Origin of the sequence: Micromonospora sp. NPDC048887 (assembly GCF_040649715.1) — a bacterium.
GTDB lineage: Bacteria > Actinomycetota > Actinomycetes > Mycobacteriales > Micromonosporaceae > Micromonospora.
This window is the reverse complement of the sequence record NZ_JBEZGA010000011.1, coordinates 1-13,142: the sequence shown is the minus strand read 5'-3', so window position 1 is coordinate 13,142 and position 13,142 is coordinate 1. Positions and strand designations below refer to the sequence as shown.

Here is a 13,142-nt window from a genome sequence, read left to right as displayed (position 1 = left end):
CCGCCCTCCCCACCTCCCCGGCGATCTTGCACTTTATGCCCCGGCGAAAGGGGCAAAGCCCTCAGCTTCAGGGCCCAAAGTGCAAGATCGACGAGGCGGGGCGGGGCGGGGCGGGGTGAGGGCGCGGGTCAGCGCAACGGGGTGTGGGACGGGTCTACGCGCTCGGAGGGGGGTGGGGGCGGGGGTGGGGTGCCGTCGCCGAAGGGGCGGCCGCCCAGCTCCTCCCGGCCGTGCGGGGTGAGCCAGTTGCTCAGGTCGGGGCCGAGCGGCACGATCCCGGTCGGGTTGATGTCCCGGTGGACCTCGTAGTAGTGCCGCTTGATGTGCACGAAGTCGATCGTGTCACCGAACCCGGGCGTGGTGAACAGGTCCCGCGCGTACGCCCACAGCACCGGCATCTCGCTGAGCTTCTGCCTGTTGCACTTGAAGTGCCCGTGGTAGACCGGGTCGAAGCGGACGAGCGTGGTGAACAGCCGTACGTCCGCCTCGGTGATCGTGTCGCCGACCAGGTAGCGCTGCCCGGCCAGCCGCTCGCTCAGCCAGTCCAGCCGGTCGAACAGCCTGTGGTACGCCTTGTCGTACGCCTCCTGGCTGCCGGCGAAGCCGCACCGGTAGACGCCGTTGTTGACGTCGGCGAAGACGACCTCGTTCACCTCGTCGATCTCGCCGCGCAGCGGTTCCGGGTAGAGGTCCGGCGCGCCCGGCCGGTGGTACGCCATCCACTCGGTCGTCAGGTCCAGGCTCATCTGCGCGTAGTCGTTCGTCACCACCTGCCCGGTGGGCACGTCGACCAGCGCCGGTACGGTGATGCCGCGCTCGTAGCCGGGGAAGCGGGCGAAGTACGCCTCGGCCAGCCGCGAGATGCCCAGCACCGGGTCCTTGCCGTCCGGGTCCAGGTCGAACGTCCAGCTCCGCTTGTCGTGTGTCGGCCCGGCCACCGCCATCGAGATGGCGTCCTCCAGCCCGAGCAGGCGGCGGACGATGATCAGCCGGTTGGCCCAGGGGCAGGCCCGGCTGACCGCCAGCCGGTAGCGGCCCGGCTCCACCGGCCAGTCGTTCCGCCCGTCGGCGGTGATCCGGGTGGCGATGTAGCGCTGGTCGCGGGTGAACTCGCCACCCGGCTCCACGTACTTGCCGCCGGTCCGGTCCAGGACCTCGTCGTCGCTGCCCACACCCACCTCCGAGTTCGCTTTTCGCTCCCATCATCGCCGCTCCGGCGGCTCCCGGCAGGGCGAGTGCGTCACAGAGGGGCATAGGCTGCCGGCCGTGACCGATGTGGAGGCGGCGGCCCGGCGTTTCGTCGCCGACGTGTGGAACGCCGGGCGCGAGGAGAGCGCGTACGAGCTGGTGGCCGCGGACTGCCCGGGGCTGGGCGGCGCCGGCCCGGCGGCGGTGCTCGCGTGGCACCGGGACCGGCGTGCGTCGTTCCCCGACCTGCGTTACAAGATCGTCGAAGTGGTGGCGACAGGTGCGCGGGTGGCGGTGCGCTGGCGGGCCGCCGGCACCCAGGCCGGGCAGTTCGGCCCGGTGCCGCCGACCGGCCGCGTGGTCAGTTATTCGGGCGCGACGTTCCTGCGCTTCGACGACGACGGCCGGATCCTGGACGTGTGGAGCGTCAACGAGCTGTTCCAGGTGCTCCAGCAGCTCGGCGTGGAGATGCTGCCGCCGCTCACACCCGGCGAGGCGTGATCCGGCTGATCGGCAGGTTCACCGGGAACGGCTCGCCGGTGTCGACGAACTTCGTCCACCGCCCGGTCTCCGTGTAGACCTCGTGCACCGGATCGATCTTGTAGGTGTAGACGACGATGTCCTCGTCCTCGATCTCGATCCGCCAGTGGAACGGAATCCCGGCCTGGGCGTAGAGCGCCGGCTTGAGGACGCGGTCGATGGACCGGGTGCTGGCGAGACGATCTCCACGGCGAGCACCACCTCGTGCGGCTCGTACCGGGACGGCTCGCGCGCGGCGGCGGTTGCGGTGGTGACCAGCACGTCCGGGATGAAGGAGCGGGTGCGGTTGATACGCACCTCCACACCCTGGGTCACGTCGTACCCGTCGGGGCAGTCCTCGTCGAGCGCGACCATGAGCAGGGCCGCGATGCTCTGGTGGGTCCGGCCGCGCAGCGACATGAGCAGCACTCCGTCGAGCAGTTCGCGGCGGTGCCCGTCCTCCGGCAGCAGGTCCAGATGATCGGTCGTCCACCCGCCCGGGGGCGGCCGGAAACTCTCCAGGTCAGTGGTCACCGACCAGCCCTTCCCGGTGCGTCGTTCTCCCCGCGCTCACGATACCGCCGCCAAGAGCCGGGTGGTGGTCGCGCTCGCCCGGGCCACAGGGCAGGATGGGCGGCATGAGCGAGCACGGTGGAGTGCCCGGTGCCGGGTTGGTGAAGGGCCTGGCGGTCACGTTGAAGACGATGACGCGCCGCTCGACCACCCAGCAGTACCCGGACGTCGAGCCTGAGCTGCCGCCGCGCTCCCGTGGCGTGATCGCGCTGCTGGAGGAGAACTGCACCGTCTGCATGCTCTGCGCGCGCGAGTGCCCGGACTGGTGCATCTACATCGACTCGCACAAGGAGGAGGTGGCGGTGCCCGGTGCCGCCCGCCCCCGCCAGCGCAACGTGCTCGACAAGTTCGACATCGACTTCTCGCTCTGCATGTACTGCGGCATCTGCGTCGAGGTCTGCCCGTTCGACGCGCTCTACTGGTCGCCCGAGTTCGAGTACGCCGAGTACGACATCAAGGACCTGCTGCACGACAAGGACCACCTGGGCGAGTGGATGGCCACCGTGCCGCCGCCGCCGGCCCACGACCCGCTCGGCGACCCCTCCAAGGAGGAGACCACCGCCGCCCGGAAGGCGGCGGGTCCGTCGGCCCGTCCGGCTCCCACTCGGGTACGCCCCGACGCCGCCGCCGATCCGGGCGGAGGCGCCGCCTCATGACCGGTGCGGACGTGCTGCTGCTCGCGCTGGGCGCGGTGGCGGTGGGCGCGGGTGCGCTGGTGGTCACCACCCGCCACCTGGTCCGGGCCGGGCTGTGGCTGGTGGTCTGCCTGGGCGCGCTCGCCGGTGACTACCTGGTGCTGACCGCCGAGCTGGTGGCCTGGGTGCAGGTGCTCATCTACGTCGGCGCGGTGGTGGTGTTGCTGCTGTTCGCGGTGATGCTGACCCGCGCGCCGATCGGCCCGTCGGACGACCTGGACCGGCCGGGCTGGGCCGCCGCGCTCGTCGGCGCGGGCAGCGGTCTGGGCCTGGCCGTGCTGCTGATCGACGCGTTCCGCTGGTCCCGGGTGGACCTGCCCGCCGCCGGCACCGCCGAGCGCATCGGCGAGCAGGTGTTCCGCTCCTGGGTGCTGCCGTTCGAGGTGCTGTCGGTGCTGCTGCTGGCCGCGCTGGTCGGCGCGATCGTGCTCTCCCGCCCCGACATCGGCCGCCGGTCCGCCGACGAGGGCGGGCGTCCGTGAGGCCGGTCATCCCGTACGTCACCGCCGCGCTGCTGTTCGGCCTCGGCGTGTACGGCGTGTTGCGCCGCCGCAACGCCGTCCTGGTGCTGATGGCTGTGGAGCTGATGCTGAACGCGGTGAACCTGGTGCTGGTCACCGCCGACACCACGGTCAAGGCCGTGCTGCCGCACTCCGGGCAGGTGTTCGCGCTGTTCGTGATCGTGCTCGCCGCCGCCGAGATCGGTGTCGGGCTGGCCATCGTGCTCCAGCTCTACCGGCTGCGCGCCAGCGTCACTGTCGACGACGTGCCGCTGGCCGAGCCGGAACCGGGCGTCGCGGTGACCCCCGTCGGGCAGCCGGCGACGGCAGCGCCGGGCGCGGAAGGAGCGGTCCGGTGAGCACACCGACGCTGTGGCTCGCCGCGCTGCTGCCCGCCGCGCCGCTGGTCGCCGGGCTGCTCGGCCTGCTGCTGCCGCCCGCCCCGCGCCCGGACCGGGCGGGGGCCCGACGGGCGGCTGTCGCGCTCGGCGTGGCCGGTGCGGCGGTGTCACTGCTGGCCGCGCTGGCGCTGCTGGTCCGCGTGGACGCCCCGGTCGAGGCGTCCACCACCTGGGTCGACCTGGGCGGCCTGCGGGTCACGCTGGGCCTGCGGCTGGACGGTGTCGCGGTGCTCGTCGCCACAGCCGTCGCCACTGTGGCGCTGGCCGTGCAGGTCTACTCGATCGGCTACCTGCGCCGGGGCCCGCACGACGACGTGGACGTCGACCACCGCTACCCGCCGTACGCGGCCCAGCTGAGCCTCTTCACCGCCGCCATGCTCACCGTGGTGGTGTCCGGCGACCTGATCATGCTGCTGGTCGGCTGGGAGGTGATGGGCATCTGCTCGTACCTGCTCATCGCCCACGACCGGCGGCTGCCCGAGGCACCAGGCGCGGCGGTGAAGGCGTTCCTGGTCACCCGCGTGGGTGACGTCGGCTTCCTGCTCGGCATCGCGCTGCTCGGCGTGGGCGCGGGCAGTTTCCGGATCGCCGACGTGCTGGCCCACGACTACGGCACCGGCACGCTCACCGCCGCCTGCCTGCTGCTGCTCGCCGGGGTGGCGGGCAAGAGCGCCCAGTTCCCGCTGCACACCTGGCTGCCCGACGCCATGGCCGGTCCGACGCCGGTGTCCGCGCTGATCCACGCCGCCACAATGGTCGCCGCCGGGGTGTACGCGGTGGCCCGCCTGTTCCCGCTGTTCGAGCGCGCACCGGCCGCGCTCGCCGTGCTGGGTGTGATGGCCGCGATCACCATGCTGCTCGGCGCGTTCGCCGCCACCGCGCAGGACGACATCAAGCGGGTGCTCGCCTGGTCGACGGTCTCGCAGATCGGCTACATGACCGGCGCGCTGGCGGTCGGCGCACCCGCTGCCGCGCTGTTCCACCTGCTCACCCACGCCGCGTTCAAGGCGCTGCTGTTCCTCGCCGCCGGTGCGGTGATCCACGCCGTCGGCACCACGCTGATGTCCCGCATGGGCGGCCTGCGTACCGCCATGCCCGTGACGTTCTGGTGCATGGTGGTCGGCCTGGGCGCACTCGCCGGCGTACCCCCGCTCTCGGGTTTCTGGAGCAAGGACGGCGTGCTGGCAGCCGCCGAGGCGGCCGCGCTCGACGGCGTGGGGCCGACGGCGGCCTGGGTGGGCTGGCTGGTCTGGCTGGCCGGGCTGGTCGGCGTCGCGGTGACCGCCTGGTACGCGAGCCGCCTGCTGCTGCGCACGTTCCTCGGTGCGACCCGCACGCCGCTGCTGCGCCCGCACGACCCGCCCGCGCTGCTGCGCTGGCCGGTGCTGCTGCTCACGGTCCCGGCCGCGCTGCTGGGCCTGGCCGCGTTCGCGCCGTGGTTCGCCGACCGGCTGCGGGTGCCGGGCGACGACACCGGCGAGGCGGTCGAGCTGGTCCACCTCGCGCCGAACCTGATCCTGCCGTTCCTGCTGCTGCTCGCCGGTGCGGGCGTCGCCTGGGCGGGCTGGCGCCGCGACCCGGCCGCCGACCCGGCCCGCTTCCTGGGTCCGCTGCGGCCGGTGTTCGCCCGGGCGTTCCGGCTCGACGACGTCCAGCACACTCTCGTCGTACGCCCGGCGGGCGCGCTCGCGCGGGCCGTGCGTACCGGTGACGAACTGGGCGTGGACGGGCTGGTCGAGGGCAGCGGCCGGGCGGCGGCCGAGGCAGGCGGCGGCCTGGCCGCGCTGCACCGGGCGGCGCTGCCGCGCGCGGCGGCCGGGGTGCTCGCGGGCGCCCTGCTGATCGGCCTGGCGGCCGCCCTGATCGGAGTCACGTCATGACGTTCGGGCAGGTCCTGCTGGTCGCCGTGGTCGCGGTCCCGGCGCTCGGCGCGCTGGCCACAGCGGTCGTGCCGGGCGACCGGGCCGGCCGGGTGGTCGGCACCGCCGCGGCCGCGTTGACGCTACTGGCGACGTTGCCGCTGGTCGGCGGCGAGCACGGCTGGTTCGGGTACGGGCCCCGCCCGGCGGTGCAGCCGTGGCATCAGGTCGACCTGCCGTGGGTGCCCGGGCTCGACCTGCGCTTCCACCTCGGCGTGGACGGCATCTCCTGGCCGCTCGTGGTGCTGACCGCGCTGCTCACGCTGCTGTGCTGCGCGTACACGCTGTGGCGGGTGCCGACCGGCAGCGGCAGCGGGCGGGCGCTGGTGGCGTTGCTGCTGGTGGTCGAGGTCGGCATCCTCGGCACGTTCCTCGCGCTCGACCTGGTGCTGTTCTTCCTGTTCTTCGAGGTCGTCCTGCTGCCGATGTACGCGGTGATCGCCGGCTGGGGCGGCGCGGACCGGCGTCGGGCGGCCCGCAAGTTCGCCCTCTACACGCTGTTCGGCTCGGTGCTGCTGCTGGTCGGCGTCTACGTGGTGGTGGCCGCCGCGGGCACCGCCGACCTGGTCACGCTGACCGGCGGCGGCGGGCTGTCCCGGGGCACCCAGCTCGCGGCGTTCACGCTGCTGGCGCTGGCGTTCGCGGTGAAGAGCCCGCTCTGGCCGCTGCACTCGTGGCTGCCCGACGCGCACACCCAGGCGCCCACCGTCGGCAGCGTGATCCTCGCCGGGGTGCTGCTCAAGATGGGCACGTACGGGCTGATCCGGGTCGCCGTGGGAGTGGCCCCGGAGGGCGCCCGCTGGGCCGCGCCGGTGCTCGGCGTCCTCGCCGTCGCCGCGATCCTGATCGGTGGCCTGGTCTGCCTCGCGCAGGACGACCTGAAGCGGCTCATCGCCTATTCGAGCGTCGGGCACATGGGCTTCGTGCTGCTCGGGGTCGCCACGCTCACCGCCACCGGGCTCCAGGCCGCGCTGATCGGCAACATCGCCCACGGCGTCATCACCGCCCTGCTGTTCTTCCTGGCCGGTGCGGTCAAGGACCGCGCGCACACCGGCTCGCTGGCCGACCTGTCCGGGCTGCGGGAGACCGCGCCCCGGCTGGCCGGGCTGCTCGGCTTCGCGGCCGTCGCCTCGCTGGGGCTGCCCGGCCTGGCCGGGTTCTGGGGTGAGGCGTTCGCCGTGGTGGCCGCCGTGCGGCGGGGCGGCCCGCTCTGGCTGACGCTTGCAGTGCTGGCCGCGCTGGGCGGGGCGCTCACCGCCGCGTACTTCCTGCGGCTGCTGCGCCGGGTCACCCACGGGCGGCCCAGTCCGGCGGTGGCGGGGCTCGCACCCGGGTTGGCCGGAGCGGAACTGACCGCCTGGGCGCCGCTGGTGCTGCTCGCGCTCGCGGTCGGCCTGGCCCCGGCGCTGGTCCTGTCGTACGCCTCCGGCCCGGTGGAGGCGCTGCTGGGGGTCGTCCCATGAGCCTGGTGCAGCCTGTCGACAACCTGGCGATGCTGCCTGCGTACCTGGCCGCCGGCACGGCCGTGCTGGTGCTCCTGTTCGACCTGCTGGTGGCCCGGCCCGCCGTCACGGTGGCGGTGGCGGCGCTCGGCGCGGCCGGCACCGCGGCCGGCGCGGCACTGGTCGGGGCGGCCGGTGAGCGGCGCACGTTCTGCGTGGGCGCGGACTGCTCCTGGGTGTGGGGTGGCCGGGCCGCGCTGGTCGGGGCGGTGATCGCCCTGCTCACGCTCGGCGTGCTGGCGCTGTCCGGCCCGCTGCTGCGCGCCGGGCGTACCCCGGTCGGCGAGTACTGCTTCCTGCTCGCCTGCGCGATGACCGGGGGCGTGGTGCTCGGCGCGGCGGGTGATTTGATCACGCTGATCGTGGCGCTGGAGACGCTGACGCTGCCGCTGTACGTGCTCGTCGGCCTGCGCCGGGGCAGCCTCGCCGGTGCCGAGGCGGCGGTGACGTTCTTCGTGGTGAGCGTGGTCGCCACCACTGTGACGCTGCTCGGCGCGGCACTGCTCTACGCGGTCGCCGGCACGCTGCACCTGGACCGGCTCGGCGCCACACTGGCCGCCCGCGACGACCTGACCGGTCTGCCGCTGACCGGCGTCGCGGCGGCGCTCGTGGTGGCCGGGCTGGCGTTCAAGGTCGCCGCCGTGCCGTTCCACGCCTGGGCCCCGGCCACGTACGACGGCGCGCCGCTGCCGGTGGCCGCGTACCTGTCGACCGCCTCGAAGCTCGGTGGCGTGGTGGCGCTGCTGGCTGTGGTGCAGCGGGCCCTGCCCGGCGACATGACCGGCCCGGTGCTGGCGGCGCTGGCGGTGCTGACCATGACAGTCGGCAACCTGGTGGCGCTGCGTCAGAGGCGTACCGTGCGGTTGCTCGCCTGGTCGTCGGTGGCCCAGGCGGGGTACATCCTCGCCCCGCTGGGCGCGTTGGCGCTGGCCGCGGGCCGCACCGGCGACGCGCCGGCGGGCGCGTACGCGGCAGCCGTCGCGTACGCGATCTTCTTCGTGCTGCTGGAGCTGGCCGCGTTCGCCGCTGTGGTGGCGTTGCGCCCGGCGGACGGCGACGGCGGCACGCTGGCCGACCTGCGTGGCGCGGCGCGGCGGCATCCGTGGGTGGGCGGCGCGTTCGCGCTGGCGCTGATCGGGCTGGCCGGGCTGCCGCCGGGCCTGGCCGGGCTGTTCGCCAAGGTGACAGTGGTACGCGCGCTGCTGGCCGGGCACGCGGGATGGCTGGCGCTCGTGGTGGCGCTGAACGCGGTGATCGGCCTGGCCTACTACCTGCGGGTCACCGCCTCGCTCTACGCGACGCCTACCGACGCGGCGGCGGTCCGGCCCGCCCGGACCGTGGCGCTGGCGCTCGGCGTGGCCACCGTGGCGGCGGTGGTGATCGGTTTCGCACCGCAGCTGGTGCTGGACGTCGCGGCGCGCTGACCGGTTCCTGCCCGGATGGGCGACCGCCTCAGCCTGCGCACAGCAACATCCAGCCAACTTTCAGCCATGAGCCGGATGGTTGACGGGTACCGGTGTGTTGAACCGGTCAGCGGGCCTCCCGCAAGGGCCCGTGCACCGAAGGAGAGATCGTGCATCACAACCGTCTCAAGACCGCAGCGCTGCTCGGCCTGTTGACCTCGCTGATCCTCGCGATCGGCTACTGGTTCGGCGGTAGCGGCGGTCTCGTCATCGCCGTCGTCGTCTCGTTGCTGATGAACGGCGTCACCTACTTCTACTCCGACAAGCTCGCACTGCGCTCGATGAAGGCGCAACCGGTCAGCGAGGCACAGTTCCCCGAGCTGTACCAGATGGTGCGGGAGCTCTCCACGCTCGCCGGCAAGCCGATGCCCCGGCTCTACGTGAGCCCGACCTCGCAGCCCAACGCGTTCGCCACGGGCCGTAACCCGGAGAACGCGGCGGTCTGCGTCACGCAGGGCATCGTGGAGGTCCTGGACTACCGGGAGCTGCGTGGCGTGATCGGCCACGAGCTGTCGCACGTCTACAACCGGGACATCCTGATCTCCAGCGTGGCGGCCGGCCTGGCCGGCATCATCACCATGCTGGCGAACCTCGCCTGGTTCATCCCGCTGGGCTCGTCCGACGACGAGGACGGCCCGAACCCGGCAGTGCTGCTCCTCACGCTGATCCTCGGCCCGATCGCCGCCACGGTGATCCAGCTCGCGATCAGCCGGAGCCGCGAGTTCCAGGCCGACAAGTCCGGCGCCGAGCTGAGCCGCGACCCGCTCGCACTGGCCAGCGCCCTCCGCAAGATCCACATGGGTACGCAGGCGCGTCCGCTGGCGCCGCAGGGCCAGCTCGCCAGCACCGCCCACCTGATGATCGACAACCCGTTCAAGCGGGGCGGCGGCATCGCCGCGATGTTCGCCACCCACCCGCCGATGGAGCAGCGGGTGGCCCGCCTGGAGCAGATGGCCCGCAACTCCGGGCCGGTGCAGTTCCAGCGCTGACCCGCCGTACGCCCACACCGCGCCCGCGTCCCCGACGCGGGCGCGGTGGTGTGTCCGGGCACAATGCGTTTCCCCCGGTCATGCCGCGCCGTTAGGGTCGAAACGTCTCCCACTCATTACCCTCCTGGAGGTCTGACAGTGGCCGCACTGCGCCAGTACCAGGGCGTCTGGCGGATCCCCGGCGCTCCGATGCTGCTGGTCCTCGGCATCATCGGGCGGCTCGGGATCGGCATGACCCCGCTGGCGCTGCTGCTCGTCGTCGAGCAGGTCACCGGCCGGTACTCCCTGGCCGCCGTCGCCGGGGGCATCTACGCGCTCTCCGGCGCCGCGCTCAGCCCGGTCGCCGGCCGGATCGCCGACCGGGTCGGACCCACCCCCGTCCTGCTGGCCACCGCGCTGGCCCACCCGTTCGCGCTGATCTGGCTGCTCACCGCCACCCGCTCCGACAGCGGCAACCTCGCGCTGATCTACCTGGCAGCGGGCCTCGCCGGAGCCACGTACCCGCCGCTCACCGCCGCGATCCGGGGCGCCTGGAACGACCTCACCGCACCCGCCACCGGCCGGGCGCAGCTGCGCAACACCGCGCTCGCCGCCGAGACCACCCTCTTCGAGGTCGTCTTCGTGATCGGCCCGCTGCTGGTGGCGGGCTTCGTGCTGTTCGCCGACGCCTCCGCCGCGCTCGTCGGCGCCGCCGTGGTCACCCTGGTCGGCACCGGCGCCGTCGCGCTCGGCCGGGTCATGCGCGGCTGGCGCCCGCACCCGCGCGAGCACCACGCCCGGGGCCTCGGCCCGCTGCGCCTCGGCGGCTTCCCCGCGCTGCTGCTCTGCGTGGCCAGCCTCGGCATCGCGTTCGGCGCCTCCGGCGTCATCGTCCCGGCCTTCGCCGGGAACTCCGGCGCCGACGACCCGGAGAGCCTGGCCGGCGTGCTGCTCGCCGTCTGGGGCGTCGGCAGCGCCATCGGTGGTTTCTGGTTCGGCGTACGCAAGCCCGCCGCCAACATGACCCGCCAGTTCGCCTGGCTGCTCGGCACCGTCGCGGCCAGCTTCGCCGTCTTCGCGGTGATGCCCGGCCCGGCCGCGCTCGGCGTCGCGCTGGTGCTCGGCGGCGCGGCCATCGCCCCCGCGCTCACCCTGGAGAACACGCTCGTCGGGCGGATCACCCCGGCGGGCATGCTGAACGAGGCGTACACCTGGGTGGTCACCATGTCGATCGCGGCGAGCGCCGCCGGCGGCTCGATCGCGGGTCTCATCATCGACCACGCCGGCGGCGTCTCCTGGGCGTTCGTCTTCGCCGGGGTGGCGGTCGCCGTCGGGGCCGCGGTCGCCGCGCTGCCCGGCGGCCCGATCGCCCGGGCCGAGGCCACAGCGGTACGCGCCGAGCAGACGCTCGTCGCCTGACCGCTCACCCGTCGCAGAGCGCTCCGGGGCCGTACCCGATCACCCGGCGCGCCCGCCCGGACGGGCTGGTCGTGCGGGCCCGCCTGGCCGCCGAGCATCGTGCCCAGCGGTACTGCCAGCCACGTCACCGAGAGCGGAGGCCGCGAGCCCCGGCAGAAGCCGGCGAAGTACCGGTTGGCGGAGCACCGGTCGATAGGGGAGGAACATTGCGAGAGCCATGGCTCCCACCCGACCGCACACCCGGCCCGTACCCCAAGGAAGTCGCCTGAAGGCAGAAAGGGCCGGAAGCGACGACTGCCGCTCCCGGCCCTCACATCCCGCACCGGTCCGGACCGTACGTGTGGCAGGGAACCGATGCGGTCACCTGCCACCACTCGATCGACCGGCGGTGGTCGTGCTTACCGGTAGTTGGTGAACTGGAGCGCCAGCCCGAAGTCCTCGCCCTTGAGCAGCGCGATGACGGCCTGGAGGTCGTCCTTCTTCTTGCCGGTGACGCGGAGCTGGTCGCCCTGGATCTGCGCCTGCACGCCCTTCGGGCCCTCGTCGCGGATCTTCTTGCTGATCGCCTTGGCCTTGTCCGAGTCGATGCCCTGCACCACCTTGGCGTCGATCTTGAAGATCTTGCCCGACTGCCGGGGCTCGCCCGCGTCGAGCGACTTCAGGGAGATGTTCCGCTTGACCAGCTTCTCCTTGAAGACGTCCAGCGCGGCCCGGACCCGTTCCTCGGTCTCCGCCTGGAGGCTGATCGCCTCCTCACCCGACCAGGAGATCTCGGCGCCGGTGCCGCGGAAGTCGAACCGCGTCGAGAGCTCCTTCTCCGACTGGCGGACGGCGTTGTCGACCTCCTGCCGGTCGACCTTGCTCACGATGTCGAACGACGGGTTCGCTGCCATGCTCATGCTCCTGCTGTCCGGCGGTCTGTCCTGGTCCGTCCCGCACTGACCAGCGTGGGACCTCCTGACGGTACCCGGTTGCGGTGGTGCCGGGGGCAACCGCTATCCTTGCTTCCGCTGCCGCGTTGCGACGCGGTGGTGTGCCCTGGCGGGTTGCCCGAGCGGCCAATGGGAGCGGACTGTAAATCCGTCGCGAAAGCTTCAGAGGTTCGAATCCTCTACCCGCCACCAGGTGCAGATGCGGCCCCTGAACAGCAGAGATGCTGATCGGGGGCCGTTCTCGTTCGTCTGGGGGCGTCCGGCTGAGTCCAGCCGTCTACGACTGGTTGTGGGCAGATGGTGGGCAGGTCGATCTTGCTGAGGGCTGTTCTGAGGCTGCGAACGCTGGGTTGGTGGCTGGGCCTGGCCTGGCGGAGTTCGTGCGTGTGGTGAGCGGCTGAGGGGTTCGCGGTGAGGTGTCGCTGGCTGTGGGAGAGGGACCGGTGGCAAGTCAGTCCCGGGGTTGGACTGGCGCGGCAGCCGGAAGCCCTGATCGTCGACGAGGCCGACCGGTTCGGCTTCCGTACTGCCTGGCCGTGATCGTGCCGCTGGCCGCATCAACAGACTTGGGGCGGCGGTCCGGCGGCAGTCGGTGGCTCTCCGCCCCGGCGCCGAAGGCAGCCGGGGCGGCTTGCCGCCGGCCGGCTCACCGCCCGCGCTGCGCGGAGCGCGGCGCCTTGATCCAATACAGGCGAACTCGGCAGTTGGCTGCCCCTGAAACCCCTGAAACAGTCAGATGGCCGATAACAGTCGGCTACTAGGCACACAACGAAGCGTCAGCTAGATTACAGCGATGCCAGCGCTCTTCGGCATATGTTCGTCCCTCGAAGGCCCAGTAGACCCATCGGGTGGTGTGATCGCCATGGCCGTTGTGCAGCTATCAGCCGAGCCTGGGCCGGACGAGGACCCAATGGATGTCTACCTTGGGCACGTAGGCCCATGAGTCAGGTGCTCGACGCGCCTCTCGATGAGTTCCCCCCGCTTCGATGGAGCAGTGGTTACCGGCTGCCGGCTGGTGCCGGGATGGCGATAGGTGGTTCGGCTGGTTCGGTTTCGCGGGTGT

Annotated in this window: 11 protein-coding genes, 1 tRNA gene and 1 pseudogene; 10 read left to right on the top strand and 3 right to left on the bottom strand. The window is 72.7% G+C overall.

Annotated elements, in window-relative coordinates; all coding sequences use genetic code 11:
- Positions 1 to 128: 128 nt before the first annotated feature.
- The gene (locus tag AB0C17_RS18055) at positions 129 to 1,172 is read right to left on the bottom strand and encodes a glutathione S-transferase C-terminal domain-containing protein (protein WP_357383487.1); all 1,044 of its coding nucleotides are present in this window, start codon (positions 1,170 to 1,172) and stop codon (positions 129 to 131) included.
- A 94-nt stretch (positions 1,173 to 1,266) separates the two neighbouring features.
- Between AB0C17_RS18055 and AB0C17_RS18050 the strand changes: the two genes are divergently transcribed.
- Positions 1,267 to 1,689: an ester cyclase gene (locus tag AB0C17_RS18050; RefSeq protein WP_357383489.1), complete on the top strand. Its 423-nt coding sequence runs from the start codon at positions 1,267 to 1,269 to the stop codon at positions 1,687 to 1,689.
- A 270-nt stretch (positions 1,690 to 1,959) separates the two neighbouring features.
- Here the strand turns inward: AB0C17_RS18050 and AB0C17_RS18045 are convergent.
- Positions 1,960 to 2,127 (bottom strand): annotated as a pseudogene (locus tag AB0C17_RS18045) (Uma2 family endonuclease); the annotation flags it as partial.
- Positions 2,128 to 2,345: 218 nt separating this feature from the next.
- On the opposite strand from AB0C17_RS18045, the gene AB0C17_RS18040 reads away from it, so the two are divergent.
- From AB0C17_RS18040 to AB0C17_RS18005, 8 genes are all read left to right on the top strand, one after another.
- Positions 2,346 to 2,936, top strand: coding sequence for an NADH-quinone oxidoreductase subunit I (locus AB0C17_RS18040; protein WP_357474150.1), 591 nt, complete (start codon positions 2,346 to 2,348; stop codon positions 2,934 to 2,936).
- Positions 2,933 to 3,457 carry an NADH-quinone oxidoreductase subunit J gene (locus AB0C17_RS18035; protein ID WP_357383493.1) on the top strand — a complete coding sequence of 175 codons (525 nt, stop codon included), beginning with the start codon at positions 2,933 to 2,935 and terminating at the stop codon, positions 3,455 to 3,457. The genes AB0C17_RS18040 and AB0C17_RS18035 overlap by 4 nt, the downstream gene beginning before the upstream one ends.
- Positions 3,454 to 3,834: an NADH-quinone oxidoreductase subunit NuoK gene (gene nuoK, locus AB0C17_RS18030; RefSeq protein ID WP_357383495.1), complete on the top strand. Its 381-nt coding sequence runs from the start codon at positions 3,454 to 3,456 to the stop codon at positions 3,832 to 3,834. Before AB0C17_RS18035 ends, nuoK begins: the two co-directional genes overlap by 4 nt.
- On the top strand, positions 3,831 to 5,756 hold the full coding sequence (locus AB0C17_RS18025) for an NADH-quinone oxidoreductase subunit L (protein ID WP_357383497.1): 1,926 nt from the start codon (positions 3,831 to 3,833) through the stop codon (positions 5,754 to 5,756). The genes nuoK and AB0C17_RS18025 overlap by 4 nt, the downstream gene beginning before the upstream one ends.
- Positions 5,753 to 7,258, top strand: a complete 1,506-nt coding sequence (locus AB0C17_RS18020; RefSeq protein WP_357474154.1) for an NADH-quinone oxidoreductase subunit M — start codon at positions 5,753 to 5,755, stop codon at positions 7,256 to 7,258. Before AB0C17_RS18025 ends, AB0C17_RS18020 begins: the two co-directional genes overlap by 4 nt.
- Positions 7,255 to 8,721, top strand: coding sequence for a proton-conducting transporter membrane subunit (locus AB0C17_RS18015; protein ID WP_357383501.1), 1,467 nt, complete (start codon positions 7,255 to 7,257; stop codon positions 8,719 to 8,721). Before AB0C17_RS18020 ends, AB0C17_RS18015 begins: the two co-directional genes overlap by 4 nt.
- Before the next feature lie 149 nt (positions 8,722 to 8,870).
- Positions 8,871 to 9,749, top strand: coding sequence for a zinc metalloprotease HtpX (gene htpX / locus AB0C17_RS18010; protein ID WP_357383503.1), 879 nt, complete (start codon positions 8,871 to 8,873; stop codon positions 9,747 to 9,749).
- Positions 9,750 to 9,887: 138 nt separating this feature from the next.
- Positions 9,888 to 11,147, top strand: coding sequence for an MFS transporter (locus AB0C17_RS18005; RefSeq protein ID WP_357383506.1), 1,260 nt, complete (start codon positions 9,888 to 9,890; stop codon positions 11,145 to 11,147).
- A gap of 398 nt (positions 11,148 to 11,545) precedes the next feature.
- Here the strand turns inward: AB0C17_RS18005 and AB0C17_RS18000 are convergent, their stop codons facing one another.
- Complete coding sequence (locus tag AB0C17_RS18000) at positions 11,546 to 12,040, bottom strand: YajQ family cyclic di-GMP-binding protein (protein WP_013473720.1); 495 nt, start codon at positions 12,038 to 12,040, stop codon at positions 11,546 to 11,548.
- A 147-nt stretch (positions 12,041 to 12,187) separates the two neighbouring features.
- On the opposite strand from AB0C17_RS18000, the gene AB0C17_RS17995 reads away from it, so the two are divergent.
- Positions 12,188 to 12,271 (top strand) — tRNA-Tyr (locus tag AB0C17_RS17995).
- The last annotated feature ends 871 nt before the right edge of the window (positions 12,272 to 13,142 follow it).

Excerpts from the sequence above, each read along its gene's own strand:
- AB0C17_RS18000 (WP_013473720.1), bottom strand. The coding sequence starts at position 12,040 with ATGGCAGCGAACCCGTCGTTCGACATCGTGAGCAAGGTCGACCGGCAG.
- AB0C17_RS18015 (WP_357383501.1), top strand. The coding sequence starts at position 7,255 with ATGAGCCTGGTGCAGCCTGTCGACAACCTGGCGATGCTGCCTGCGTAC.
- AB0C17_RS18040 (WP_357474150.1), top strand. The coding sequence starts at position 2,346 with ATGAGCGAGCACGGTGGAGTGCCCGGTGCCGGGTTGGTGAAGGGCCTG.
- AB0C17_RS18020 (WP_357474154.1), top strand. The coding sequence starts at position 5,753 with ATGACGTTCGGGCAGGTCCTGCTGGTCGCCGTGGTCGCGGTCCCGGCG.
- AB0C17_RS18035 (WP_357383493.1), top strand. The coding sequence starts at position 2,933 with ATGACCGGTGCGGACGTGCTGCTGCTCGCGCTGGGCGCGGTGGCGGTG.